Origin of the sequence: Deinococcus aquaedulcis, from assembly GCF_019693445.1 — a bacterium.
Lineage (GTDB): Bacteria > Deinococcota > Deinococci > Deinococcales > Deinococcaceae > Deinococcus > Deinococcus aquaedulcis.
The window spans coordinates 317,978-343,353 of the sequence record NZ_JAHRBL010000001.1 but is presented as its reverse complement, the minus strand read 5'-3'; the positions used below and the strand labels follow the sequence as shown (position 1 = coordinate 343,353).

Annotated in this window: 20 protein-coding genes and 4 tRNA genes; 10 read left to right on the top strand and 14 right to left on the bottom strand. The window is 65.9% G+C overall.

All coding sequences use genetic code 11. The features are described from left to right. Window positions 1–76: 76 nt before the first annotated feature. The 3 genes from KMW22_RS01595 (at window position 77) to KMW22_RS01585 (ending at window position 2,539) form a co-directional block, all read left to right on the top strand. Window positions 77–325 (top strand): helix-turn-helix domain-containing protein, encoded by a 249-nt coding sequence (locus KMW22_RS01595; RefSeq protein WP_328774554.1) that lies wholly within the window; start codon window positions 77–79, stop codon window positions 323–325. Then, on the top strand, window positions 322–1,701 hold the full coding sequence (locus KMW22_RS01590) for a PDDEXK family nuclease (RefSeq protein ID WP_221088245.1): 1,380 nt from the start codon (window positions 322–324) through the stop codon (window positions 1,699–1,701). The genes KMW22_RS01595 and KMW22_RS01590 overlap by 4 nt, the downstream gene beginning before the upstream one ends. Before the next feature lie 202 nt (window positions 1,702–1,903). Next, window positions 1,904–2,539, top strand: coding sequence for a hypothetical protein (locus KMW22_RS01585; protein ID WP_221088244.1), 636 nt, complete (start codon window positions 1,904–1,906; stop codon window positions 2,537–2,539). 586 nt (window positions 2,540–3,125) lie between these two features. Here KMW22_RS01585 and KMW22_RS01580 read toward each other — a convergent pair. From KMW22_RS01580 to KMW22_RS01570, 3 genes are all read right to left on the bottom strand, one after another. Continuing rightward, window positions 3,126–4,484: a hypothetical protein gene (locus KMW22_RS01580; protein ID WP_221088243.1), complete on the bottom strand. Its 1,359-nt coding sequence runs from the start codon at window positions 4,482–4,484 to the stop codon at window positions 3,126–3,128. A 550-nt stretch (window positions 4,485–5,034) separates the two neighbouring features. Then, window positions 5,035–8,043: a DEAD/DEAH box helicase gene (locus KMW22_RS01575; RefSeq protein ID WP_221088242.1), complete on the bottom strand. Its 3,009-nt coding sequence runs from the start codon at window positions 8,041–8,043 to the stop codon at window positions 5,035–5,037. A 622-nt stretch (window positions 8,044–8,665) separates the two neighbouring features. After that, window positions 8,666–8,887 (bottom strand): hypothetical protein, encoded by a 222-nt coding sequence (locus KMW22_RS01570; RefSeq protein WP_221088241.1) that lies wholly within the window; start codon window positions 8,885–8,887, stop codon window positions 8,666–8,668. Between the two features lie 300 nt (window positions 8,888–9,187). Here KMW22_RS01570 and KMW22_RS01565 point away from each other — a divergent pair, with 300 nt between their 5' ends. After that, window positions 9,188–10,291 carry a tyrosine-type recombinase/integrase gene (locus KMW22_RS01565; RefSeq protein ID WP_221088240.1) on the top strand — a complete coding sequence of 368 codons (1,104 nt, stop codon included), beginning with the start codon at window positions 9,188–9,190 and terminating at the stop codon, window positions 10,289–10,291. 80 nt (window positions 10,292–10,371) lie between these two features. Here KMW22_RS01565 and KMW22_RS01560 read toward each other — a convergent pair. From KMW22_RS01560 to KMW22_RS01530, 7 genes are all read right to left on the bottom strand, one after another. Continuing rightward, window positions 10,372–10,448: transfer RNA gene (locus KMW22_RS01560), tRNA-Met, on the bottom strand. Between the two features lie 34 nt (window positions 10,449–10,482). Then, a tRNA-Ala gene (locus KMW22_RS01555) sits at window positions 10,483–10,558 on the bottom strand. A 57-nt stretch (window positions 10,559–10,615) separates the two neighbouring features. Further along, window positions 10,616–11,302, bottom strand: coding sequence for a TrmB family transcriptional regulator (locus KMW22_RS01550; RefSeq protein WP_221088239.1), 687 nt, complete (start codon window positions 11,300–11,302; stop codon window positions 10,616–10,618). Window positions 11,303–11,510: 208 nt separating this feature from the next. Beyond that, entirely contained in the window at window positions 11,511–13,274 is a 1,764-nt protein-coding gene (locus KMW22_RS01545; RefSeq protein WP_221088238.1) for a GAF domain-containing sensor histidine kinase, read from the bottom strand. Next, window positions 13,271–14,041 carry an RNA methyltransferase gene (locus KMW22_RS01540; protein ID WP_328774553.1) on the bottom strand — a complete coding sequence of 257 codons (771 nt, stop codon included), beginning with the start codon at window positions 14,039–14,041 and terminating at the stop codon, window positions 13,271–13,273. The genes KMW22_RS01545 and KMW22_RS01540 overlap by 4 nt, the downstream gene beginning before the upstream one ends. After that, a complete protein-coding gene (locus KMW22_RS01535) occupies window positions 14,038–14,970 on the bottom strand; it encodes a hypothetical protein (RefSeq protein WP_328774552.1) in 933 nt (310 codons plus the stop codon). Before KMW22_RS01535 ends, KMW22_RS01540 begins: the two co-directional genes overlap by 4 nt. Further along, window positions 14,967–16,349 carry a glycogen synthase gene (locus tag KMW22_RS01530; protein WP_221088237.1) on the bottom strand — a complete coding sequence of 461 codons (1,383 nt, stop codon included), beginning with the start codon at window positions 16,347–16,349 and terminating at the stop codon, window positions 14,967–14,969. The genes KMW22_RS01535 and KMW22_RS01530 overlap by 4 nt, the downstream gene beginning before the upstream one ends. 117 nt (window positions 16,350–16,466) lie before the next feature. On the opposite strand from KMW22_RS01530, the gene KMW22_RS01525 reads away from it, so the two are divergent. The 5 genes from KMW22_RS01525 to KMW22_RS01505 all read left to right on the top strand — a co-directional run bounded on the left by KMW22_RS01525 (window position 16,467) and on the right by KMW22_RS01505 (window position 21,494). Then, a tRNA-Ile gene (locus KMW22_RS01525) sits at window positions 16,467–16,542 on the top strand. A 9-nt stretch (window positions 16,543–16,551) separates the two neighbouring features. After that, window positions 16,552–16,626 (top strand) — tRNA-Val (locus KMW22_RS01520). A 267-nt stretch (window positions 16,627–16,893) separates the two neighbouring features. Further along, window positions 16,894–19,710, top strand: a complete 2,817-nt coding sequence (cphA, locus tag KMW22_RS01515) for a cyanophycin synthetase (RefSeq protein WP_407928413.1) — start codon at window positions 16,894–16,896, stop codon at window positions 19,708–19,710. Then, entirely contained in the window at window positions 19,703–20,605 is a 903-nt protein-coding gene (locus KMW22_RS01510; RefSeq protein ID WP_221088236.1) for an isoaspartyl peptidase/L-asparaginase family protein, read from the top strand. Before cphA ends, KMW22_RS01510 begins: the two co-directional genes overlap by 8 nt. Next, window positions 20,598–21,494, top strand: coding sequence for a cyanophycinase (locus tag KMW22_RS01505; protein ID WP_221088235.1), 897 nt, complete (start codon window positions 20,598–20,600; stop codon window positions 21,492–21,494). The genes KMW22_RS01510 and KMW22_RS01505 overlap by 8 nt, the downstream gene beginning before the upstream one ends. 81 nt (window positions 21,495–21,575) lie before the next feature. On the opposite strand, the gene KMW22_RS01500 is transcribed toward KMW22_RS01505, so the two are convergent. The 3 genes from KMW22_RS01500 to apaG form a co-directional block, all read right to left on the bottom strand. After that, window positions 21,576–22,007, bottom strand: coding sequence for a response regulator (locus KMW22_RS01500; protein ID WP_221088234.1), 432 nt, complete (start codon window positions 22,005–22,007; stop codon window positions 21,576–21,578). A gap of 153 nt (window positions 22,008–22,160) precedes the next feature. Further along, window positions 22,161–22,598 (bottom strand): response regulator, encoded by a 438-nt coding sequence (locus KMW22_RS01495; protein ID WP_221088233.1) that lies wholly within the window; start codon window positions 22,596–22,598, stop codon window positions 22,161–22,163. 65 nt (window positions 22,599–22,663) lie between these two features. Continuing rightward, window positions 22,664–23,056 carry a Co2+/Mg2+ efflux protein ApaG gene (gene apaG / locus KMW22_RS01490; protein WP_221088232.1) on the bottom strand — a complete coding sequence of 131 codons (393 nt, stop codon included), beginning with the start codon at window positions 23,054–23,056 and terminating at the stop codon, window positions 22,664–22,666. 55 nt (window positions 23,057–23,111) lie between these two features. Here apaG and KMW22_RS01485 point away from each other — a divergent pair, with 55 nt between their 5' ends. Next, complete coding sequence (locus KMW22_RS01485; protein WP_328774551.1) at window positions 23,112–24,167, top strand: M42 family metallopeptidase; 1,056 nt, start codon at window positions 23,112–23,114, stop codon at window positions 24,165–24,167. Between the two features lie 153 nt (window positions 24,168–24,320). Here KMW22_RS01485 and dusA read toward each other — a convergent pair whose 3' ends face one another. After that, window positions 24,321–25,346: a tRNA dihydrouridine(20/20a) synthase DusA gene (gene dusA / locus KMW22_RS01480; protein WP_221088230.1), complete on the bottom strand. Its 1,026-nt coding sequence runs from the start codon at window positions 25,344–25,346 to the stop codon at window positions 24,321–24,323. Window positions 25,347–25,376 lie beyond the last annotated feature (30 nt).

Below are 25,376 nucleotides of genomic sequence, written 5' to 3'. Positions count from 1 at the left end.
TTCTAACGCCCCCCCAAACTGCATACAACTGTCTGTAGACTCTCAGTCACGGCGCCCCTTAGCCTCGCCTGTACACGTGGGAAACGCCGAGCAACAACGAATCTTTGGTGGGGTGGTACGCGCTGCGCGTGAATGCCGCCACGTCTCGCAGGAAGCGCTGGCCGATGCAGCGGGACTGCACCGCACCTACATCAGCCTGCTCGAACGGGGGCTACGCAACCCCTCCCTGACGGTCATCGTCCAGCTTGCCGAGGCTCTGGACGCCACACCCTCCGAGTTGCTGCGCGCCTTCGAGCAGCGCCGCCAGGCGCAGGGCCCTTCGTGACTGCGGACCCACTGTTTCCCGAGGCCACCAAGCCGCCGAAGAAGAAGAAAGGGAACAGGGAGAAGGGGAAACGCCCGCCGCGGATCCGGACCCCACAGGGCAATTACGTTGCGGAGTGGTTCGGGCATCGGGTCTGGCCAGTGGTAGACCGCTCCGAAGAGGCCCGTCGGCACCAAGCCCAGCGCGCGTGCCCCTTTCTCAGCCAGGCGACCGGTGAACACACCGAGTGCATCAAGAAGGCCAAGGGCTGGGACGAGCCGTACGGGGTGTGCACTATCAACAGCACGAGCAACGGTACTCCCCAGGACTGGATCGCCTGCCCGTACCGCACGCTCGACCAGCATTTCACCCTGCTTGCCAGCGCCGTCCGGACGTCATACGCGGTGGACGATCAGGTCCAGATAGCGTTGCTGCCGCTGACCGTGTTGCACAAGCTCGAGCAGCGGGAGCGCATCCGGGACCTCCTAGCCCGCGGCGGGCGCGTCTTTCTCTTCTCTTCGCAAAAGCTCGGCGGAGAGATAGACCTTTCGGAAACACCGGCGTCGCCGGGCGCACTGGTCGATACATCCGTGGTGGAGGTGTCCGCCGTGGATGCCTCAGGAGCGCCCTCAACCTTCGGACGGCACCTGTTCTACGAGATTCAGACGGCGGACTTTCACGGCAGCCCACTGCACGTGGCGACACGCCTCAAAGCCTTGTGCCCAAGGGTGGAAAGTGGGACAGAGCCGCCGGAGGATTACCACGGGCCCCTCCTCCAAGCCATGGAGCGCGGAGAGAACGTGTGTGGCGACAAAGTGGAGGGCCCGAACAAGGCCAATATCTTCAAACGGACGATCTACCAGATGATTTTCAAGATGGCGCTCGCGCGTCACCCGGAGTCCGAAGGCTTCGCCATCGTCCTGCCTGTGGCGGTGTGGGAGAGCTGGCTGCGCCACCTGGGCCAGCCGAGATTACTACCGGTGGGAGGCGACCCCGACCATGTGGCGCTGCTGGCGCCCGATGAGCGGGTGGAGACGGTGGCTGCCACAAATAACGCGGCCGTATTCGTCTTTGAAATCGATACCACCTCGGCCGAGTCGCCCCATCCCCTGCGCCTTGTCAAACGAGTAACGTGTTCCGTTGATGCCTTGATTCACCACACATTCCGCGCCGCCTCAGGCAAGGCCATGGAACATAATGTCGTTGAAGGCTTCCGTAAGCAGCTCATGGACCGGGTGCGTAAGGGTAGCCTGAACCAGTTGCAGCCGGAGGTGAAGACCAAGCGTCTGCCCAGAGCCAGTCCAACGAGCGTGGACACGGCCGTCCCGTCAATCCATGCCACACGTACGGAGACCGCCTCCGGGACCGTCTATTCGGAGACACCGGAAGACGCGTGACTTCTCCAGGTGCTGTCGAGCCCTGGCCGGTGTCTCCCAATAGCTCGCTCCTTCCCCTTATGTCCGCGTTTATTCGGTGGCACGCCGTGGTGATCCGTTCCCTGGTCACACGGTTTCTTTAGTGGCTTGTATCGCTGCGATTTAGTCCCACCCGCCTTACCGCCGCACGGGTAATAACTGGCATGCGACGATGCGCTCACATATGAACTACGGCGAGCGGCTGGCAAGCTGGTATCTCAGGCTGAATGGATTCATCCCGATGCCGGACTTCGTATTACACCGACTGGTGCCTCAAGACACTCCTGGTAACTCAGCTGCGCATCACGCAGACGTGGACCTCTTGGCAGTGCGCTTTCCGTTTGTCCATGAGGAGATTGGTGGACAAACTGAGGACTGGGATCGCGAGCACCTTCAAGAACTGCTGAGTGAGGACCGCCCTAGCGCAGTGATTGTTGAAGTGAAGACCGGCGATCAGAAACCATGGCCTGACGAGGGACGGCTAGAGCGGAGCGTTCAGCGTATTGGGCTGGTCCCACGACATCAGGCTAATCAGGTGGCTGCCGCGCTGATGCCCATCCGGAGAGACCGCAGGGCCGCGCCACCTCAGGCGGTGCATGATCAACGAGCTGTGATCGGAACACTGCTCGTCTGCCCCAACGCCCAGGCTCGCACCCTCAGACGGCGCTACACCCATGTAATCAGCTTGGAACATTGCGATCAGTTCATTCAGGCCCGCATGGCAAAGTACCGCAACTACAAGCATCCAGGACGCCTATTTTTCCCGGATGAACTAATTCAATACCTAGCTTGGAAGGCAGGATTAGAGGTTGATACTTAACAGGTGGGCACGTTAAATACCTACCTCGCCGCAGGGCTGATAGTGATTGCCCGCAGATCCCATAATTTCGTTGGTAACTCACGTCTGCTGCTTCTCCAGGCGAGCTTTGGCGCGGCAATAGATTTCCAAAACATTTCTGAATCATGCGGTATCGCACGGCACGTCATAGGCATTGCCGTTGAGCGCTCCGAGCATGCGAAAATTGTCGCCGTCTCCCACTGCCCGTGGCGGATGTTGCTCCTGCGAGAGACACCTGTACCCTGCCCAAGCGGGGAATCCCTACGCAGCTTCTGGACGCTCGAACCGCGCGGTAAAAGTTAGGGATGACACAGCCTTCCAGGTCAACTGTGTCACAGGCTTGCTCGGGCGTATATCACTTGCCTTCCACCGTGCCGCACAGATGTGATCCTCCCTCGTCACCTGCGACCAACTTCGTCCACGTTCTATAGAGAGAGACGCACAGCCAAAACCGATGGACTCAATGGTGTTTTCCGATCAGTAGACGAACTTCATGGATGAGCGTCATGCTGACCGAAAAGGCATGTTCTCTCGCCCCGTCCTGGCGGGACCACACCCGTTCCAAAGATTACGCTGCCTGGCTGAACTCCAGCATCATGGGCAGGTGGAGTTCGGCGCTCCGACGTTGCACTGCCTTCAACAAGTATGCCTGCACCTTGTCCTCGCGACGCTTGTCGAGGAGTTCGTACCGGAATCCATCATGTTCAGCGGAAAGGATGCGGAAGTCCTTAGGATGCCGTTCGGCGACCTCGTAGCAGACCGCAATGACGTAGGTTTCAATGTCTTGGGCGCGGCGGACCAGTAGTTCGCGAGGCTTGCCCTGCCCCAGAGGCACCCACTCTCCCCTCACAGTCAGCAGACCCCCAGCCTCCATAATGCAGCGCATCTGTTTCTCTCTAGCCTTTAGCAGCGCCTTCACGACTGGGTCACGCAGGAAGGCCTGGTGCTGGTTGGGCGGCAGGGGACTCAGGATTCGTTTCCGACCTCCGCCGTACAGCACCGCATAGATGGCGCTCTTGAGGCCCGCCTTGGCTTCTGGGGTGGGTTCAGTGCCTACAGCCTCCGCGAGGTAGGTCCAGATGCTCTGCCCGCCCTCAAGTACCTTGATGAGGGGCTGCACGTGCCAGTCGAACGCCGCAATCACGAGGTGGCAGGACTTCAGATCAGCCTCGATAGTCCCCGGCATCAGGATGTCTCTGTAGTGCTTCGGCAGTGACTGCAGGCTGTAGCCCTGAGCGAACACCCGGTTGGTGCTGGACTTCTGCTCATAGATGGGCTTGAGAGTGTCGCGCAGGCGGTGCAGGTTGGTCAGCACGGCCCGCTGGCGGTGGGGGTCCATCTCGGTCAAGGTTGCAAAAGCAATCGCATTGTCGAGATTCTGGCGGAACTTCGCGTATGCGTTGGTGCTGATCTGCTCCTGGAAGTACCGCAGGATCGCGGCGTTGAGTCGATCCGCCTCGAACTCATCACGCTGGGCCGTCTCGGCGTGCCGGAAGGCGAGGAGACGGTTATGGTCAGTGACCTTGACGCCGGTGTCGAAGAAGACGCGGTCGTCACGACCTCTGGCCCGGAGTTCCTGTTTGAACATGGCGATCACCTCCGGGTGGAAGTCCGCGTGGATGGCGCGGGCCATCCCATCTACATATCGGTGCTCGCGGACGTGGATTCCGATCCCTGTCGCCTGCTCAAAGCGGTCGAGGAACTGGAGTTTGCTGTATCTCTTCCATCCCGTCCCCTCCAGGATCACGTTGAACATCTCCGTGGAGGTGACGATGTGGCCCTTTTCCTCCTCCCCCGTACCGGGGCGCCCGAAGAGGAGGTGCTGGGCGAGGTGCGTGTACGCGGGCATGTCAAAGACTTCGGGGTGGTGGGCGGCAATGACCTCTCTGAGGTCTGGGGTGACGTGATGCGGGCGCATGAGCTTCATGGAGTCCTCCAGATACACCGACACCGTCCGGCCCACCCGGTGAGGGGCTGGGCCTTGACGATGAGATGCAGGTTGTGGCGCCCTAGGGCGCTTCGCCATTCAGGCTAAGGCGATGTCCTCGAATCACCAACTAAGGCCGAACACTTCACGACCAGTTGGTCAGGAGGTGCACCCGTCGTTTTCCTACCTGGTTGAGGGGAAGTGGAATCAATAGCGACACCCGACACAATTAGGTTAAGCCCTGTAGATATATCTATCGCGACCAACACGAGGGGCAGGGGCCTATGATCCCACCCAGACAAGATAGGGAAGTGCTAGTGAATACCGATGCACACGCTGGGAATCCCACTGAGATGAAACGATGGCGACCTAAAAAACTCCGCAGCGGTATTGGTCATATCCTGGCGACCAACAGACTGCTCTCAAGGACAGGAGGACAGCTTCTTAAGGCTTTCGCCGCAGGCTTGCCAGTCAGTTCCCGACCACTCTGGCGCGTCGCCTGCGAGGAGCCTGGGTGGAGGCGGGATAGCCGCCCGAACCCGCCAGTGCCTCACGAGCACATGACCTTGAACAGGCTGCCCTGCTCGAGCACGAAATGCAGCACGTTGTCGAACAGGGTCCGGGTCTTGGGGTCCGGATCCTTCCTAGCCCTCTCGTAATCCAGCCCCGGTTGGACCACCCAGACCGTGATGGGGAGGACTAGATGACCCGGCATGGTCAGGATGCGCTGTAACTCTGCCTGGTCGCCCGTGACGAACCGACTGGCTCTGCCCTTCGATGGGCGTTTTTTCTCGCGGTGAAGCATGTGTTTCAGGAGGAGCCGGCGGTCGCGGAAGCGCATGCACTTCACGGCTTGACCGAGCACCTCATACAGGTCTTCGACCCGGTTGCCAGGAGCAGCAGGACCTCCGCCTCTGGGCGGCTTGGTTCCCTTGCAGTGATACAGCCCGATCCGCACGGGATTGTGTTCATCCTCAACCAGATCGAGGGTGATGTAATCGGCGGCCTCGCCATTGTCATGGTCGAAGAACACGATCTGGTGTTTGCCCCGCAGCTGTTCTTCCAGGTAGTTCTGGATGGAGATCAGTCCAGGGGTCTCGCACGTGACCTCTGCTGTGATATCGACTCCAGCTGCCGTCCAGTCGAGGGATTTAACCACGTTGTCAGGTACCTTGGGCTCAAACTCCAGCTTCTTGAAGGCGATGTTCCGTGTCAGATGGGAGAGGTCGTCATACCAGAAGGACGGGGCAAAGCTGTCGAGCAGGAGCCCCAGCCCGGTGCTGGGTCTGTTGTGATGTCGCCGCTCGATGGTGACGCTCTGCCCGGGCAGGACAGAGTGCCTGGGTTGGGGCGTCAGCTCCAACTGACAGGCGATGGCGTGGTCGCCATGGATGATGTCGAAGCGCAGCGCGTCCACCGTGCTCTGTTCTGGCCGGACCCGCAACTCGAGCTCGGACGGATGCAGGCTGATGGGGGCCTGCCCAGGGGCCTGCAGGGTGAGCTCCAGCTCGCCATTGCTGTGGTGGTATATATCGTGCGGCCAGTCCGCCAGCATCGGCATGTGGACCGACGGGTCGGGCAAGACGGTGATCACGGTCCCCCCGTCCAGCAAGTCGAGTGGCGCTGGCTGGGCGTCGGCTGCCGAGTCTCCGAGCTTGGCAGCGAGCTCCCGACACCAGGCGATGAAGGTGTCGAGTTCGCCGTATTGGAGGCTCCAGATCTTGGCATAGCTGCTGCTGATGCCCAAGGTCTTCTTGCCGGTTTCCAGCACATCAGCGCCGTAGGCATGTCCCCGGGTGAATCGCCGGCCGTCGCGGGGAGAGACGGCGAAGTGGGCGGCTCCTCCCGCGAGGATGCGGTAGGACTCCTGTCCGATCGCCGCCTGCCGGTTGCGCATCCCAACGCTGTAGATCTCTGGAGCCTTCCACCCAGTCATCACGCGCCGGAGTTGCGGCGCATGGACCTCGTAGGCCCCGTCCGGCGCGAAACCCGCCAGCAGGGCTTCGTAGATGTCAGTTTCCTTCTGGCTTGAGGACAAAAACAGTAGTCGCCGTTCCTCGTCGAAATACACGACCGCCAAGTGGTGCCGGGTGTCGCAAAGGAGGGGGGCTTTGAGCCAGCGAGGCGTCTTTACCTCATCCCAAACCAGCACGGCCACCTTGAGGTCCGCGCTCACCTCGGCGTAGATCACCGGCAGCAGGGACGGCTTGCCGTACAGATCAAAGTTGGACTCCTGGGGCAGCTGATACACCTGGACGTGATGGAAGGGTTTCAACCGACCCAGACTCAGCGCCCGCGCGGCTTTTACCCGGTCGGGTGGGGTCGTCGTCTGCTCAAAAGTGTCGAGGAACTCCTGCTTCTCGACCTCCCGCTGGACCCGGCGGTCGGTCAGGTTGGCGATGATCTCTCGCCAGTCGGGGTCGTCCGGATCACTTGTGAACAGTCTGAATTCGTCGTGTTGGATCCGGTGTTCTTCTGCGATGAACCGGGCGTCACCAAGAGGCGCGCCAGTAGCCCCAGTGCGAGCGAAGCGCCCGATGAACTGCAGGGTGACGGGCAGCGACTTGTGAGGGGCGTGAATCGCCGCGATCTTGAGGTTGGGGAAGTCGAAGCCTTCGCCCATCATGTCGACGCAGATGACCCCGTCCAACTCCCCATCCCGTAGGGCTTGGATACGCTTCTTGATGTTCTTGACGGTCAGTCCGCTGTGGATCTCCTGCAACCGCAGAGTGGTGTGCTCGGCGTAGACCTTTCTCAGGGCTGCGGCGCGGGCCTTGCCGGACGTGCGGACCATGATCCGGTGATCCAGACCTGCCTTCTTGTCCTCGTTTAGAAGGGCCTGAGCTTTCTGAGCGATGACGACGTCGGCGTCCTCGTTCGGTCCCGGCTGGACGGGGACGAAAGTGATCTGCCCGAAGATGCCGTCCTTCTGGGCCTGTTCCAGCGGGTAGTGGTAGACGATGCGGGCGCCCAGCGCCTGCCGATCATTCCGGAACGGCGTGGCGCTGCACAGCACCCGCCTGGCCCCGGGAAAGCACTCGAGCAGGGTCTGCCAGGTGGGGGCCTGCTCGTGGTGGGCCTCATCCACCAGGATCAAGTCGAACAGCCCCTCCGGTGGTCTGGCCACCTTGCCCTCTCTGGGGCTAACCGACGGCGGCGACGCCACCACGACATCGAACTTCTCGAGAGCCGCCCAATCGGCCTCCGTTTCCAGATAGCCGGTGACCTCATGGACCGCCGGAAGCGGGCAGTCTTGAGAGAGGGCGCCCGTGCCTCTGAGGATGGCGAGGGAGCCAAAGCCCTCTGCCAGCTGTTCACGCACGATCACGCTGGGGGTGACAACCAGGACCCTTATGGGCCGCAGGGCAAAGGCGAGGGCCATGAGCACGGCGCTCTTGCCTGAGCCCGTGGGCATGGCCACCAGAGCTGGCTCGCCACTCAGGCTGAAGTGGCTGGTGACGGCGGTGATGGCCCCGATCTGGTTATTGCGCAGGGACCGGCCTTCTAGATGGCCAAACAGACTGAGATATCCAGCGTGGGTCCGGAAGTAATACGCCATCAGGGGCGTCCCCGCAGATAGCTGCACGCTCGGTCGGACCGGACATGGACGTTTAAATCAGGATTCCCCATGCTCACTCCATCGTCGCTGCCAGTGGCCGCACCCCAGAGGCGCTGCTCGATTTCGCTCAGGGTGAGAGTGTGGCCTTCCGGATCAAACGGGAGGCCCTCGTAGGTCATCATGCGTGGCACCTGCTGGGGGAGGGGAGGTTCACTGAGCCCCAGTCTACGGGGGCCACTGTGTCGCCCCGGCGCAAATGCGCATCCCGGGAACCTCAGGCTTCCACCCCCACTGTGGCCACCGCTGCCTCTGTCAGCTCACTCAGCGCCCCCGAGAGCTGGCGCGCCTACTGGGTCAGCGCCTGCTCGAACAGGTTCCGCATGTCTCGTCGTCGTGCTGTGGGCCGTCGGCCTCGATGGCCATGGCCGGCAGCAGGGTCTTCGGACTGAGCACACGATGTCGAGGACAGCCCGGAGATTGAAACAACGCTATGGCAACTGCCGAGTGCTCCTATGCGACATCGCATAGGAGCACTCGGCAAGTCAGTCTGTTCAGGCAGCGAGTTGTTCCTCAATCCACCGCTCCAGAGCCATACATGGTGGTCTCGTGTTCGATATCAAGGTCAGGCGGGTTTGAGAATCAGACGGCCCGACTCCAGCTCCTCAACGAATTCATTGAGCGCCATGATCGAAACTCGTTTATACGATCCGATTTGAACGGTCCGGAGTTGTCCGCTGCTCGCCGCACCCAGCAGTGTGTTGTAACCGATACCAATAATCCTTGATGCGTCGCGTATCGCGAACAAACGATTGGCCTGCATGTTTGAATGATCCTGCGATTTCATGTTCCATACTGTATATTCGAGTTAGAGGCAAGACTACTAAGGCCGAACACTTTGACTGATTTAGACATCCGTGTAAACTTGACATAGTCACAACTTCGTGTAAACCAAAGGAGGAATCAAGTGTCAGAGAAGAGAACAAGGAAGAGGGCGTACGGTACTGGCAGAATTGAAGAGCGCGAAGGAAAGAGCGGCAAGACTTACAAGGCCAGCATCTACCTCGGACTTCGACCGGATGGAAAGCAGGACCGCCCAAGCAAAGCGTTCCCAACGAGGCGGGCTGCCGAAACTTGGCTGGCAGAGATGACCGTGGATTCCAAGCGGGGGGCACTGGCGGACACCCGGAGACGGCGCGTTCACGAGGTCCTGACTGCCTACCTTGATCATCAGCACGCCGAACATGCAAAGGGTCGTCTCTGCCCCCGCACGCTGGTCGATTACACCCGTGTGAACGAGAAGTTGCGGGCTGTACTCCCCAACGTCGAAGTGACCTCGTTAACGAGGGAGCAAGTGCAGAAGGCCATCACGGCACTGGCGACCACCTACGCCACCGACGCTCCCCGTACGGAGGTCGTGGTGAATGGGAAGCGCAAGCTCGGTGCGCCTAGGAAGTCCTCGCCGCAGGAGGGGAACCGTGCCCTGAACCAGCTACGACGAATTCTCAAGTTCGCCCAAGGCAACAACTGGGTCGTCAAGAACGTGGCCGAGCATGTCACGCCGTTCAAGGCGACGGCGATGACAGGGGACGAGGATGTTCAACCTGACGTTCGGGCGGTCTGGGAGCCATCGGAGGTGATGACGTTCCTCAGCGAAGTACAGAATCATCGGCTCTACCCGCTGTTCTACTTGAAGCTGAGCTATGGCTTCCGCATTGGCGAACTGATGGCCTTGCGCTGGTCAGACGTGGACTGCAGCCGAGCCGAGATCAAGATTATGCGCTCCTACGATCCGATGAACGGCCTTGGGCCTCCCAAGTGGGGATCAGCGCGCACGCTCTCCATCACCGACACCACCATGACCGTCCTGCGCCTTCACAGGATCCGACAGGACGAGGAGCGCATGGCACAGGACGAAGCCTACGTGGACAACGGTCTGGTCTTCCCTACCCTGCTGGGGAGCTACACCAACCACGAGAACGTCAGACGCGCCTTCAATGGTCTGATCCGGAAAGCAGGTGTGCCCCGCATCAAGGTTCACGGGATGCGCCATACCGCTGCGAGCGCGATGATTCGGGCAGGTCTCGACGTGGTGCATGTGGCTGGGATTCTGGGGCACAAAGACCCGTCCATGACCCTCAAAATTTATTCCCACCTGTTCGCTGAACATCGCCGCGCCCATGCCTACGATGCCACCAGCCTCTACGCTCTGCCTTCCCCCCCCGAGCCCCAGGCGGCAGTCCTGAACTGAGAAAGTGCGCCGCGACCCTTCTTATACGGCCTACCGCATAGAGAACAAACGGAAAAACCCCGCATAGAGCGAGGTTTTCTTGGTGGCGATGCGCGGACTTGAACCGCGGACCTAACGATTATGAGTCGTTCGCTCTAACCAGCTGAGCTACATCGCCTTGAAAAACCCCGCCAAGCTGGCGGGGCCACTTCTGGTGGAGCTGAGGGGATTCGAACCCCTGACCTTCTGAATGCCATTCAGACGCGCTCCCAACTGCGCCACAGCCCCGTTTTTTGCTCGCCTTTTTAGCGGGCTCAGATAGATTAACAGCGGCCCCCAGGGCTGTCAACTCTGCGGCGCGCTGGCGGGGGCAGCGTGCTGCGCGCTGAGCTGCACGTAGCCTTCGATCAGATGAATGATGACAGGGTTGTGGGTGTGCACCCCGTGGGCCTCGCCACTGCCGCCCTCTTCAATAAAGTGGGCGATCAGGGCGGCCTCGCCGTCGCGCGCCAGCAGGAAGGCGCGCTGGCCCGGCGCGGCAATGCTGGGCAGGTTCGCCAGCCCCGCGCGGTGCAGGGCCACACCCCGGGGGGTCAGGCGCTCCAAGCGCTCGGCCAGGGCGGGTTCGCCGGCCATATACAGACTGCGGCGGGCATTCAAGGTCAGATCTTCGCACAGGCTGCGAATGGCGGCCTCGCCGTACAGGTGGTACACGGCCTCGGGGGCAGGGTCGGGGGTCAAGCGCGAGAGGTCGCGGTCCAGGGCACCCAGGCGGTCATCAAAGGCGCGCCGGGCGCGGGCCAGGTATTCGCGGGCACTCAGAGGCGCGTATTCCAGGGGGTTCTGACCCACCTTGGCGGCCAGCCCCCGGCCCTCGAGGCGTTCCAGGGTTTCGTAGATCTTGGGCCGGGGAATGCCGGCCTGCCGGGCCACCCGGGCCGGGACCGCGCGGCCCAGGGCCAGCAGGGCGGTGTACGCCCGGGCCTCGTACTCGGTCAGTCCCAGGGCTTGCAGGTGAATCACGGCGCTCATCTGCCCCCCAGCATACGGGAGCCAGCCGCCCACGCAGCGGCGCGTCGCCTCTGAACTCCAAAAAATTCAGTCACCCATGCTGGAATGTTGCCGACCAGACGACCTTGCAGCGCGGCAGAGCTGAGGAAGAACAGCAGCGGAGGTTCAGGAAATAGACCCAAGAGGCGAGGAGGGTCCACTTCTCGTCTGAATGGTCTAGCCGTCCGGCTCAGCCCTGGGGCAGTTCGGCTTCCACCAGGGTGCCGTGACCGGGGCTGGAGAGCACGCGGTAGGTGCCGCCGCGCGCCTCTACCCGCTCGCGCATCTGCAACAGGCCCAGGCCGCCCGCGCTGCTCACCCGCCCGGTGATGGTGGCCGGATCAAAGCCGGCGCCGTCGTCCTGCACCCGCAGGGTCACGCGTTCGCCGCCGTGCAGGGTCACCTTGACCTCCTGGGCGCGGGCATGCTTGGCGACGTTGTTCAGGCTTTCTTGCAGGATGCGGAACACCACGGCCTCGTCGCCGGGCGAGAGTTGCACGTCGCCGCTGATGTTCAGCTGGGCGCGGATGTTGTTCTGCTCACCGAAATCCAGCACGTAGCGCCGCACGGTTTCCAGCAGGCCGTAGCGTTCCAGGTCAATGGGACGCAGGGCAAAAATCGAGCGGCGCACCTCGCGGATCTGCTCGCGCAGCAGCTGGGTGGCGGCGCGCACCTCGGCCTCGGCCTTGGCGGGGTCGGCGTGCAGTTGCCGGGCCACTATGTCCAGCTTCAGGGCGGCAAAGGCCAGCGACTGCGCCACCCCGTCGTGAATCTCGCGCGCAATACGGGCGCGCTCGTCGCTGATCGCCAGTTCCTCGGAATAGAGGTAGGCGCGGGCATTGCGCACCGCCAGGGTGGCCTGCCCCGCCATCAGGGCCAGCAGCGACACCCGGGCGTCATCAAAGGCGCGGTCCCGGGCGTCGCCCAGCACGATCACGCCCACCAGCCCTTCTTCATCGCGCATGGGAATGCCCAGCACGCTGCGCGCGCCCGGAAAGACCCCAGCGGCGCCCTCATCGGCGGCGGTGAGGGGCGCGCCCGCTTGCGCCACCTGCTGCGCAAAGGGCGGGGCGGGCAGGCCACCGGGCTTCTCACCCTGGCGGTCCTGGGCATATTCCAGGCGCAGCACGCCGTCCTGGTCGCTGAGAAAGACCGCGCGGGCCTCGGCACCGGCGCGCTCGGCCATCGTGCGGGTCACGCGCGAGAGCAGGCGGCGCATGTTGCGCTCGGCGCGGATGCTCTGGTCCACCGAGTACAGCGTCATCAGGTCCAGGGTGCGCTGGCGCACCGCTTCCACGCCGCGCGCCACCTCGGCGGCCAGGGCCTGGGCTAGGGCCTCGGTGGCTTCGGCCGGCGGCTGGGCAAACCCCAGGGCCAGAGCGCCACCGCCGGGCACGGGCACCTTCAGGGTGTACGCGGCGGGGGTGGGCGCGGCCCCGCCCACAGCTCCACTGCCCGCCGAGGCACTCAGGCCACCCGGGACCGTCAGGGTGGCGTGGACGGCCCCCGTCACCCGCAGGGCGCCCCGGGCGGCCACCTCCAGCACCGCGCCCATGTCGGGGGCGTCGGTCAGGTCGCGCATGAGGGCCTGCACCGCGCCCAGCTGGGCGTGGCTGGCGTGCAGCTGGCCGTACAGGTCCCGCAATTCACGCTCGGCGCGCTCGCGGGCGCGGGTGCCCTGGGCAATCCACTCCACGCTGAAGTAGGTCACGGCCGGCCCCACCAGCCCGTAAAAGAGCAGGTGCGCCCACAGTTCCTGCCGGGGCACGGGCAGACGCGAAATCAGGAACTCCACCACACCCACCACCAGCACGATCAGCGGCGGCAGCACATTGCGCACCACCCGCACCCGGTCCGAGAGGCGGAAGCCGCGCTCTTCCGGGTGGACGCGGTCCGGGTCCAGCGGCACGGGGAGGGCGGGCGTGTCCTCGGCGGGCCCGGTGGGGGCGCTCATGGGGTCTGGTCGTCTCCCGTCTCGCTGCCAGCCGCACCATGCGCCGGACGCGGCTCGGCGGTGCCCCGGCGCGCGGCGTCCTCCACCTTCCAGGCCACCTGCCGCAGCAGGCCCCGGAACAGGCGGCTTTCGGCGCTGGTCATCAGGGCGCGGTCCAGCATGGCCCGCCACAGGCGCAGGGTATGGCGGGCACGCACCGCGTCGGTATAGCCGATCAAACGCATGGTGTCGTGCAGGTGGCCGTACATGGCTTCCATCTCTTCGCGGGTGGCGGTCTTGCGGGTGCGCTCGGGCAGTTCGTCCTGGCCCTGCAGGAACTCGTAGCACACCAGCAGAACCGCCTGCGCGAGGTTCAGGCTGGCGTAATCCCCGGTGGGCACCCGCACCGCCACCTGGCACTGCTCCAGGTCACTGTTGATCAGGCCGGTTTCCTCGGGGCCAAACACCAGGGCGGGCGCGGCGGCGGCGCGCACCAGCGGGCGCACGTAGGCGGGGTGCTGGGGCGGGGGCAGGTCGGCGCGCAGGCGGGCGGTGGTGCCCACACTCAGGTCGCGGTCAGCCAGGGCCTCGCGCAGGGTGGGGTACACGCGGGCCCCGCGCAGCAGGTCGGCGGCATGGACCGCCATCGCCACCGCCCCGGAGTCCAGGTGGTCGCAGCGCGGGGCGACCAGCCGCAGGTCGCGCGCGCCCATATTCAGCATCGCGCGCGCCGCCGCGCCGATATTGCCAGGGGTTTTGGGAGACACGAGCACAACGGCCAGATTCACGCCCCGGATGCTACCGCGCCGCCCTCCCCTGGCGCGCCCTCCGCCGAGGCCAGGATGGGCGTCTCGTCGGTCACATGCAGGCCCCAGCCCAGGTCGTGGGCGAGTTCCTCGGGGGTGTCGCCCCAGGAATCCATGCTCAGGTGGGTGGCGCCCTGGGCACGCAGCCGCGCGCAGACCTCGGCCAGTAGGGCGGCGCGCAGGGGGGTGTGGCGCCACAGGGGCTGCACCCCCGGGGCGTCCAGGCGGGCCACGCGGGCACCGTCCACGTCCTCCAGCGCCGCCCGGCACACGCCGATCCCCTGCCCCTCGGCGTCCAGGGCCACCACGCTCAGCGCGGGGTCGAAGCCGCCGGCACCGGCCTGGGCGGCTTCGGGGGTCACCGCATGGTGCCCGATGCGGTCCTCGAAACTTTGCAGGGCCTGCAGGCGGGCCTGCGGGGCCGCGTCGGCCAGCGACACCAGCTCCACTCCGGGTGGCGGCGCGGCAACCCGGTAAGGCACGCGGCCCTCCAGGCGGCGGTAGGCGCCTGCCTCGCGCCAGCCGGCCTGCAGCAGCAGCTCGGGGGCAAAGAGGCTGCCGTCGGCAAAGGCGTACACCCGACCCAGGGCCTGCCGGGCGGCGCTGGCCAGCAGCCCAGTGACCTCGGCGCGGCGCGGACCCGCAAAGACCCCGCCCAGCAATTCTGCGCCGTGGGCCGGGCTGGGCCGGGCCCCAGCAGCGCCCACGACCACCTCGCGCGCCTGCCCGGTCACCAGTTGCACTTCCGAAACCAGCCACGCGGCCTCGCAGGTCTCGGCCATCCAGGCGACGTCCTCCGGGCCCGTGTCGTACAGGGCAGCCAGGGCGGGCGTCAGCGCCTGCGGGGCCACCGCTTCGACCTGCAGGTCGCCCAGTTGCACCCCGTCCCCCTGAACCTCTGACCCGGTCACGCCAGCCCCGCCACAGGGGTCAGGGGCGCGGCGCGCACCGCCTCGTACAGCCCCAGGTAGGCGCCCGCCGGGCCGTCCCAGCTGAAGTCCAGGGCCATGGCCCGCTTGACGCGCGCGCGCCAGTCCATGCGGTCCTCGCAGGCGGCGCGCGCCTCGCGGCAGGCGGCCAGGAAGGCCTCGGGGGTGGCGGGGCCAAAGCGGAAGCCCACATTGGGGGGCACCGTGTCCACCAGCCCGCCAGTTTCGCGCACCACCGGCAGGGTGCCGTAGCGCATGGCGATCATCTGCGACAGGCCGCAGGGCTCGAAGCGGCTGGGCATGGCAAAAGCGTCGGCGCCCGCGTAGATGCGGTGGGCCAGCGGCTCGTTCATGCCGGCCGCGTAGGCCACGCGCGCGTGCCCGGCCCACTCCTGCAGCCCCGCTTCCAGGCGGGGATCACCGCCGCCCAGCACCACCACGTTCCAGTCCTGCACCAGTTCGGGCAGCGCCGCCAGCAGCAGGTCCATGCCCTTTTGCTCGGCAAGCCGGCTGACCACGCCCAGCACCGGGGCGCTGTCCAGGCCGAACTCGGCGCGCAGGGCCCGGCCCGCCGCCACCTTGCCACGCAGGTCGCGGTAGGGGCGAATGTCGGGGTCGGTGCGCGGGTCCCAACGCTCCTGGTCCAGGCCGTTGAGGATGCCGCTCAGGCGCCCTTCCCCGGCCAGGCGATGCAGCAGGCCCTGCAGACCCTCGCCGTACTCGGGGGTCAGGATCTCGCGGGCGTAGGTGGGGCTGACGGTGGTGACCTGCGAGGCAAACACCAGCCCGGCTTTCATCAGGCTCACGTCGCCGTAAAACTCCAGGGTTTCAGCGGTAAAGGCCTGAGGCGGCAGCCCGGTCCAGCCGGCCGCCTCGTGCAGGTTCCAGCGGCCCTGGTACTGCAGGTTGTGAATGCTGAACACGCCAGGAATGCCGCGCAGCCGCGCCCAGGCCACCGCCAGCCCGGCCTGCCAGTCGTGGCCGTGCAGCACCTCGGGCACCGCCCCCAGCACCTCCAGCGCGGGGCCCACGGCGCGGCCAAACTGGCAGTAGCGCCACACGTCGTCGGGGTGGTACAGCCCGGGGCGGTCAAAGACCGGCAGGCCCACAAACAGGTGGCGTACGCCGTGGGCCTCGGTTTCCCCCAGACGCACCTCGCCCAGCGCCGGGTACCCGGGCGCCGAGAGCTCGCCGCGCCACACTTCCCGCACGTCCTGGCGAATATCAGCGTACCAGGGCGACACCACGGTGACGCTGGCACCGTGCCGGGCCTGCACGGCCGGGAGCGCCCCCAGCACGTCCCCCAGGCCGCCCGAGCGCGAGAACGGAAAGACTTCCGAGGCCACATGCACTGCACGCATGTCCCGCACTGTACCCGAGGGCCCGCCCCCCCGGGCCCCACGTTTGACAACCGGCAAAGGGCGCTGCTACACTTCCCCTCGCCTTGAAGGCGGCTCTGCCACCAGCGGCGTGCCCACGGGCTCTTAGCTCAACGGTCAGAGCAGTCGGCTCATAACCGATTGGTTGCCGGTTCAAATCCGGCAGGGCCCACCACAAGCATCAGGGCGGTTAGCTCAGCGGTAGAGCACTCGCTTCACACGCGAGGGGTCGTAGGTTCAAATCCTATACCGCCCACCACACCAGACGAAGTCACCCCCGGTTTTCAGCCGGGGGTTCGTCGTTGGTATGAAAAGCCGGTCTGCCTCCAAAGCTGAGAAGAGATGGAGAGGGCAACCCAGTGTCCCCTGAAGCTGACGCCAAACTTAAAGGCGCCTTTAGGTCCCTCTCTGAGCGCGCTGAAGCTGGCTGAAGTGCCCAACAGAGGAATGAGAAATGAACGCGGGCAGGCGGGCTCTAGCCTCCAAAGCAGCCACGATGACGTGGCGACGCCCAAGGAGACCGCCCATGACCAATCCAGACCCTAAAGCAGGCGGGCCAGTGGGCTCGCCTGCCGCCGCTGCGCCCATGCGCGTGCTGGAAAAACAGATTTACCGTGGCCCGAACATCTACGGCTACGAACCCATGATTCGCTTTCAGCTGGACCTGGGCGCGCTGGAGCAGTTCCCCTCCAACACGCTGCCGGGCTTCACCGACCGTCTGGTGGCCCTTCTGCCTTCGCTGCAGGCCCACGGCTGCTGCTACCGCGAACCCGGGGGCTTCATCCGGCGGCTGCGGGACGGCACCTGGCTGGGGCATGTGGCTGAACACGTGGCGCTGGACCTGCAGACCCTGGCTGGCACCCGCGTCACCTACGGCAAGACCCGCTCCGTGAAGGGTCAGCCCGGCGTGTACAACGTGCTGTATTCGTACAAAGAGGAGCGCGTGGGCCTGCTGGCGGGCGTAATGGCGCTGCGGCTGGTGCAGAGCCTCCTGCCGCCAGAACTGCAGGGTATACAGGGACTGGCACGGCTCCTGCCGGAAGAAGCCGCGCGCCTGGACCTGGACTCCTCCTTTGATTTTCAGACCGAACTGGGCGAACTGCGGCGACTGGTGCGCAAGTTTGCCCTGGGGCCCACCACCCAGTCGCTGGTGAGCGAGGCCGAGCGCCGGGGCATTCCGTTTCTGCGGCTGGACGACCAGAGCCTCGTGCAGCTGGGCTACGGCAAATACCAGCAGCAGGTGCGCGCCAGCATCACCAGCAAGACGCCGCACATTGCCACCAGCACCGCCAGCGACAAGGACCTCACCAAGCGCCTGCTGGACCGCGCGGGCCTGCCGGTGCCGCAGGGCGTGGTGGTGCAGACGGCCGAAGACGCCGTGGCCGCCGCCCGGCGCCTGCGCGGGCCGGTGGTGACCAAGCCGCTGGACGGCAACCACGGCCGGGGGGTCTCGCTGAACCTGAGCAGCGACGAACAGGTGCGCCAGGGCTTTGAAGAAGCGCGCCAGCACAGCCGGCAGGTGGTGGTGGAGCAGTACTACACCGGCAACGACCACCGCGTGCTGGTGGTGAACGGGCAGGTGATTGCCGTGGCCGAGCGCGTGCCCGCCCATGTCATCGGAGACGGCCAGCGCACCATCACCGAACTGGTTGAAGAGGTCAACAAGGACCCCCGGCGCGGCGACGGCCACGAGAACGTGATGACCCGCATCAAGATTGACGGGCACGTGCGCACCCTGCTGGCGCGCGGTGGCCGCACCCCGGACACCGTGCCCGCCGCCGGCGAGGTGGTGTACCTGCGCGACACCGCCAACCTGTCCACAGGCGGCACCGCCGTGGACCGCACCGACGTGGCCCACCCGGAAAACGTGACCATTGCCCGCCGGGCCGCGCAGGTGATCGGGCTGGATGTGGCGGGCATTGACCTGATCAGCCCGGACATCTCGAAGTCGGTGCATGCCACGGGCGGCGGCATCGTGGAGGTGAACGCCGCGCCCGGCTTCCGCATGCACCTGCAGCCTTCAGAAGGCACGCCGCGCAACGTGGCGGCCCCGGTGCTCAGCATGCTCTTTCCCAGGGATACCCCCTGCCGCATGCCGATCATCTCGATCACCGGCACCAACGGCAAAAGCACCACCTCGCGCATGGTGGCCCACATCCTGCGCCACGCCGGGCGCGTGGTGGGCCTGACCACCTCCAACGGCATCTACATTGACGGCGAGCAGATCGTCAGCGGCGACACCACCGGCCCCAAGAGCGCCAAAGTGGTCCTGAGTGACCCCAACGTGGAAGTCGCGGTGCTGGAAACCGCCCGGGGCGGCATTCTGCGCGAGGGCCTGGGCTTTGACCGCTGCGACGTGGGCGCGGTGCTGAATATTCAGCCCGACCACCTGGGCCTGAAGGGCATTGAGACCATTGAAGACCTCGCCTGGGTCAAGTCGCTGGTGGTGGAGGTGGTCACGGACCACGGCACCAGTGTCCTGAACGCCGACGATCCCCTGACCCTGCGCATGCGGCGCAAGGCGGGCGGCCAGATCACGCTGTTTTCCATGAACGGCGGCAACGCCTGCTCCCGGGAGCTGCAGGCGCACATCGCGGGGGGCGGTACGGCGGTGGTGCGCGAACCCACGGTGCTGGGGGACGAGATCGTGCTGTACGAAGGCGGGCAGCGCCGGCCCATCATGCGCGCGCGTGACATTCCGGCCACGCTGGGGGGCTACGCGCAGGTGAACGTGCAAAACGCCCTGGCGGCGGCGGCCATTGCCGCAGCGCAGAACGTGGAGTTGAGCGTGATCCGCTCGGCCCTGGGGTCGTTCTCCACCTCCTTTGAACAGAGCCCCGGCCGCCTGAACCTGTACGACGGCCACCCCTTCCGGGTGCTGCTGGACTACGCGCACAATCCGTCTGGCCTGGAATACCTGCGCGAACTGGTTTCGCACCTGCGCCCACCCAAGGGCCGCGTGATCGGCGTGATGGGCGTGGCCGGCGACCGCCGCGACGAGGACATCGTGCGCATGGGCGAAATTGCCGCCAAAGCTTTTGACCACCTGATCATCCGCGAGGACGAGCTGCGCCGGGGCCGCCGGATGGGCGAGGGCGCGGCACTGGTCGAACAGGGTGCGCGCCGCGCTGGGGCCGAGCCAGAGCGCCTGACCACCATCCTGAATGAGGCCGAATCAGTGGCCCACGCCCTGCGGCTGGCCCAGCCAGGGGACTTGGTGATTCTGCTGGCCACCGAGGTGGAAGACACGTGGCAGCAGATTCTGGACTTTGACAGCTCGCACATTCCGCGCGGCGCCCTGCCGCAGCCGGCCAGCCAGGGCCAGGGGGCTTCGCATGACTGAAGGACAGGGAGCGGAGGAACAGGGCCGCTGGGCCATCATCGTTCACGGGGGGGCCACTGAGGTGCCCCCGGAAAAGCAGGCCGCCAGCCGCGCCGGGGTGCTGGCCGCGCTGAACGCTGGCCACCAGATTCTGCAGGCGGGTGGCCGCGCTGTGGACGCCGTGGAGGCGGCCATCCGCGTGCTGGAAGACGACCCCACCTTCAACGCGGGCTACGGCTCGGCCCTGAATGCTGACGGCAAGGTGGAGATGGACGCGGCGCTGATGGACGGCCAGACGCTGGAGGTGGGCGCGGTCGCGGGCCTGCCCGGGGTGCGCCACCCGGTGAGCGTGGCGCGCGCCCTGCTGCGCGAGTCGGAGATCTTGCTGATCGGCCCCGGCGCCCACCGCTTTGCCACGGAACGCGGCGCCGAGCTGTGTGACCCGGACGACATGATCGCCCCCGAACAGCGCGCCGCCTTTGAATCGCATGACACGGTGGGCTGCGTGGCGCTGGACGGGCAGGGGCACCTTGTGGCCGGGGTGTCCACGGGCGGCCTGAGCGGGCAGCGGGTAGGGCGCGTGGGCGACTCGCCCCAGCCGGGCTGCGGCTTTTACGCCGATGATGCGGTGGGCGCGGTGGCCCTGACCGGCGAGGGCGAGAGCATTGCCCGCATGATGGTGGCCGCCCGGTTCATGCACCGCCTGCCGCAGCAGGCCCCCGAAGGCGCCCTGCGCGAGGTGCTGGAGGCCATGCGCACCCGCGTGGGCGGCACGGCCGGCGGCATTGCCCTGACCCCCGGCGGCCAGGTGGGCTGGTGGCACAACAGTCCCCACATGCCGGTGGCTTACCACCACGAGGGCCTGAACCGCCCGCACGTTTACCTGCAGAAAACCGAGGAGCATCAAGGTGGCTAAAGACCAGGAACGACACACCCAGGACAGAGACCACCAGGAGCGGGGCGCGCGCCCGGGGCGCGGCACCCTCATCATCATCGGTGGGCACGAGGACAAAGAGCGCGGGCGCGAGATTCTGAAGGAGGTGGCCCGGCACGTGGACGGCGGGCGGCTGGTGATCGCCACCGTGGCCTCGCACAAACCCGAAGGCTATTTCGAGAGCTACCAGCAGGGCTTTGAAGGCCTGAGCGTGGGCGAACTGACCGAGCTGTACGTGGAGGAGCGCCCCGAGGCCTCGCAGCCCGAGAAGCTGGCGCTGTTCGACGGTGCCCGGGGGGTCTTTTTCTCGGGGGGCGACCAGCTGCGCATTACCAGCCAGATTGGCGACACGCCGCTGGAAGCCCGCATCCGCGAGGTGTACGAGCGGGGCGGCGTGGTGGCGGGCACCTCGGCGGGGGCCTCGGTGATGTGCGAGACGATGCTGGTCAAGGGCCCCAGCCGCGAGTCCTACCGCATAGGCGACCTGCAGATGGCGCCGGGTCTGGGTCTGGTGCGCGGCGTGATTATTGACCAGCACTTCGCCGAGCGCGGGCGCATGGGCCGCCTGCTGGGCGCGGTGGCCCAGAACCCGCGCGTGCTGGGGATCGGCATTGACGAGGACACCGCCATCGTGGTGCAAGGGAGCCATTTCCACGTGATTGGCAGCGGCGCCGTCTATGTGGCCGACGGCGCGGGCATCACCCATTCCAACATTGCCGAGGCCCGCACCGACGAGCCCCTGTCACTGTACGACGTGCGCCTGCATGTGCTCTCGGCGGGCGACGCCTTTGACCTGAACCGACGGCGCCCCCTCTCGGCACAGGCGGTGGACGAGGACGTGAAGACGCACGAAGAACACACGGCCCACTGAATCCTGAGAGAACCGCAGGCGCCTGTGCAGGCGCCTGCGGTTTCTCGGCGGGAATTTGGGCCGCCGTGGCCCGGCTGGCCTTTAGCCCACCGGAATGCGCGCTGTGCGGAATCGGCAGCCCCGCCAGAAATTCACGATGTGCTCCACCTGCGCCATAAAGTCGCTCAGGCTCAGGGCCTTGACCAGAAAGGCGGTGGCCTGCAAGTCGTAGGCGCGGTCCACATCGTGCTGCGCTTCAGATCCCGAGAGCATGATGACCGGCAGGTGGGCCAGTTCCGGGCTGGCGCGCAGCTGGGTCAGGAACTCGAAGCCGTCCATGCCGGCCATGTTCACGTCCACCAGAATCAGATCAGGAAGGGGGTGCGCACTGTCCCGCAAAAGGGCAAACGCCAGCTGGGCGCCGCAGGCGGTGCGCAGCTGCACGTCAGGGGCATGGTCGCCAAAGACCTCCTGCGCCAACAGCAGATCTGTCGGCGCGTCGTCGACCAGCAGAACAGACAGGGAACGGGACACAGCGCCGTTTATGCTGACGGGTCCGGGGCCCAGGTGCCTTTAACGTTTCCTGAACCTTGGGGGGCAGGAGTGAAAAGGGACCCGGGCGCTGCCGCCACAGGCCGGAGGGCAGGCCCTGACAGGCACCTGCCCTCTCGACGTGCCTCTGTGGCCTCAGCGGGTGGAGAGCGACTCGCGGTCCTGTTTAAAGCGGCATTCGCGCCAGAACTGCACGAACTGGTCCACCTGTTCCACGAACGCCGCAAAATTGCCCCGCTTGACCATGTATGAGCTGGCAAAGAGATCGTAGGCCTGATCAATGTCCTTTTTGCTGTCTGAGGTGGTCAGCATCACCACCGGCAGATGGCGCAGTTCCGGGTCGGCGCGGATGGCGCGCAGCACCTCAAAGCCGTTCATCTGGGGCATGTTGATGTCCAGAATCACCACGTCGGGCAGGCTGTGCGTGCGGTCGCGCAGGTACGCCAGCGCCGACTCCCCATCGCGGCAGGTGGACACCGACACCTGGTCAGCGTGTTCGGCAAACGCTTCTTGCGCCAGCAACAGATCGGCCGGGTTGTCGTCAATCAGAAGCAGGCACAGGCGATGCGACATGGCCCCGATGATACCGAGTTCTGCCCCGGCAGCGGGAATTGTGCTTTTGTTTCAGTTCAGCCCTCTCAATTCAGCAGGGTCTCGCCGGGCGCCGCGAGGCGAAAGGGCGCGATGGGCACGCGCACCTGTTCGCCCCACGCGCCCTGCATCAGGTAGTGGCCGCCCATGCGCCCGGGGGCGGCGTCCAGCGTCACGAACGAGTCGTAGACGAACACGCCCCCCGGCGGCAGGATGGGCTGCTCGCCCACCACGCCCTCGCCGTCTACGGTCACCGTGCGGCCACGGGCGTCCACAATCTCCCAGTGGCGCGCAAGCAGTTTCCAGGTCTGGTCGCTGCGGTTTTCAATGCGCACCACGTAGGCGAACACCTGCCGCTCCGGGGTGCTGTGGCTGGGCAGGTGCTGGGGGTCCACCTGCACCTCTATTTCGGGCAATTCCGGGGGCTGGGGGGGGGTCATGGCCTCAGCATATTGGCGTATAGGCGGCCCCGCCCAGGCGCGTAGACTCGCGGGCGTGACCATCATCAACCGGGAATTTCTGTTCCGCCTGCTGGACGTGGCCGCCCCCAGCGGCCTGGAGCGCCGCGCCGCCGACGTGTGGCTGCAAGAAGCCGCCGCCTTTGCCCGCACCCGTGAGGACCATTACGGCAACGCCTACGCCGAACTGGGCCCCGAGGACGGCCCCACCATCGCCCTGATGGGCCACCTGGACGAGATTGGCCTGATCGTCTCGCACGTGGGCGAGGAAGGCTTTCTGAGCGTGCTGCCGGTGGGCGGCTGGGACCCACAGGTGCTGGTGGGCCAGCGCCTGCGCGTGCTGGCGCCGGGCGGCGACCTGATCGGTGTGGTGGGCAAGAAAGCCATTCACGTGATGGAGGCTGAGGAGCGCACCAAGGCCAGCAAGATTGAGGACCTGTGGATTGACGTGGGCCTGAGCAAGGAAGAGGTGCAGGCCCAGGTGCCGGTGGGCACCTACGCCGTCATTGAGCAGGGGCCGCTGATGGTGGGCAACAAGGTGGTGGGCCGCGCGCTGGACAACCGCGTGGGGGCGTTTATTGTGCTTGAAGCCCTGCGCGCGCTGAAAGACAAGGCGCTGCCCTACCGCGTGGTGGCGGTGGGCACCAGCCAGGAAGAGATTGGCGTGTTTGGCGCGCAGGTCAGCGGCTACGCCCTGAACCCGGTGGCGGGCGTGGCCGTGGACGTGACCCACGAAACGAAGCAGCCCGGCGTGAGCGAGAAAAAGTACGGCGTGGCGCCCTTTGGCTCCGGCGCGAACCTCACGGCCGGGCCTATGGTGAGCCCGGTGATCCTGCGCCAGATGACCGACGCCGCCCGCGAAGCCGACATTCCCTTTTCCCTCAGCGCCTCGGGCCGCTACTCCGGCACCGACGCCGACGCCCTGACCCTGGTGCGCGCCGGGGTGCCCACCGCCGTGGTGAGCATTCCCAACCGCTACATGCACTCGCCCAGCGAAATGGTGGACGAGCGCGACGTGAAAGCGTGCATTGACCTGCTGGTGGCCTGGATTGAACGGCTGCCCGGCGAGGTGGACTTCACGCGCAGGGGGTGAAGGGGGAAGTGGGGAGTGGGGTGTAGGGAGTGGGAAAAGCGGGCAGAAGCGGCGGAGCGATCAACTCCGCCGCTTTTGCTTGTTTGGAGGGAAGGCAATGGGGGCGAGCCTTCCAGACCTTTACCTCTCCGCTTGCCCAGCCCAATCACCGGCTTACGCTGTCTGCCTCTCCCCCACCTCTGGGCGGGCGTCCAGCACGCTGGCGGGCACGCCAGCCAGGGCTTCGCGCACCACGGCCAGCCCCGCGCCGGGCTTGTGGCCCTGTTCGGAGAGAGTTCGCTTCCAGTGGCGGGCGCCGGGCTGGCCGGCAAACAGGCCCAGGGTGTGTTTCATCATGCGGTTGAGCGGTTGTCCGGCGGCCAACTGCGCGTCCACGTAGGGCAGGTAGGCTTCGATGGCCTCGCGCCGCGTCACCGGCTGGGTCTGCTGGCCAAAAATCCGGCCATCGGCCTCTGCCAGCAGGTACGGCTCCTGGTAGGCGGCGCGGCCGATCATCACGCCATCGGCCCAGGCCAGGGCCTCCTGCGCCGCATCCAGGCTTAGCACGCCCCCGTTCAGAACGACGGTGAGGTGGGGAAAATCCGCCTTCAGCTGCCGCACCACCTCGTAGCGCAGCGGGGGAATCTCGCGGTTCTCCTTCGGGGACAGGCCCGAGAGCCACGCCTTGCGCGCGTGCACGATGAAGGTCTCGCAACCGGCGGCGGCCACCGTGCGCACAAAGGCTGTGAGGTGCTCGTAGCTGTCCAGGTCGTCAATGCCGATGCGGTGTTTGACGGTCACGGGCAGGGTGGTGGCGCCGCGCATGGCGTTCACGGCGCGGGCCACCACATCCGGCGTGCCCATCAGGCAGGCGCCGAACGAGCCGTTCTGTACGCGGTCACTGGGGCAGCCGCAGTTCAGGTTAACTTCAGCGTAGCCCCAGTCCTGGGCCATGCGGGCGCACTCGGCCAGGGCCGCCGGGTCGCTGCCGCCCAGTTGCAGGGCCAGCGGGTGCTCGGCGGGCGAATAGCCCAGGTGCCGCTCGCGGTCCCCGTGCAGAATGGCCCCAGTGGTAACCATCTCGGTGTACAGCAGCGTGCGCCGCGTCAGGGTGCGGTGAAACACGCGGCAGTGCCGGTCGGTCCAGTCCATCATGGGGGCCACCGACAGGGTGTGGGGGGGGCGGGCGGCGGCGCTCATCAGCCCGTCAGTGTACGCGAAAAGCCCCCG

Bases quoted from the DNA above. Each gene is read 5' to 3' on its own strand.
- KMW22_RS01585 (WP_221088244.1), top strand. From the start codon at position 1,904: ATGAACTACGGCGAGCGGCTGGCAAGCTGGTATCTCAGGCTGAATGGA.
- KMW22_RS01580 (WP_221088243.1), bottom strand. From the start codon at position 4,484: ATGAAGCTCATGCGCCCGCATCACGTCACCCCAGACCTCAGAGAGGTC.
- KMW22_RS01575 (WP_221088242.1), bottom strand. From the start codon at position 8,043: ATGGCGTATTACTTCCGGACCCACGCTGGATATCTCAGTCTGTTTGGC.
- KMW22_RS01570 (WP_221088241.1), bottom strand. From the start codon at position 8,887: ATGAAATCGCAGGATCATTCAAACATGCAGGCCAATCGTTTGTTCGCG.
- KMW22_RS01565 (WP_221088240.1), top strand. From the start codon at position 9,188: ATGACCGTGGATTCCAAGCGGGGGGCACTGGCGGACACCCGGAGACGG.
- KMW22_RS01550 (WP_221088239.1), bottom strand. From the start codon at position 11,302: ATGAGCGCCGTGATTCACCTGCAAGCCCTGGGACTGACCGAGTACGAG.
- KMW22_RS01545 (WP_221088238.1), bottom strand. From the start codon at position 13,274: ATGAGCGCCCCCACCGGGCCCGCCGAGGACACGCCCGCCCTCCCCGTG.
- KMW22_RS01530 (WP_221088237.1), bottom strand. From the start codon at position 16,349: ATGCGTGCAGTGCATGTGGCCTCGGAAGTCTTTCCGTTCTCGCGCTCG.
- cphA (WP_407928413.1), top strand. From the start codon at position 16,894: ATGACCAATCCAGACCCTAAAGCAGGCGGGCCAGTGGGCTCGCCTGCC.
- KMW22_RS01510 (WP_221088236.1), top strand. From the start codon at position 19,703: ATGACTGAAGGACAGGGAGCGGAGGAACAGGGCCGCTGGGCCATCATC.
- KMW22_RS01495 (WP_221088233.1), bottom strand. From the start codon at position 22,598: ATGTCGCATCGCCTGTGCCTGCTTCTGATTGACGACAACCCGGCCGAT.
- apaG (WP_221088232.1), bottom strand. From the start codon at position 23,056: ATGACCCCCCCCCAGCCCCCGGAATTGCCCGAAATAGAGGTGCAGGTG.
- dusA (WP_221088230.1), bottom strand. From the start codon at position 25,346: ATGAGCGCCGCCGCCCGCCCCCCCCACACCCTGTCGGTGGCCCCCATG.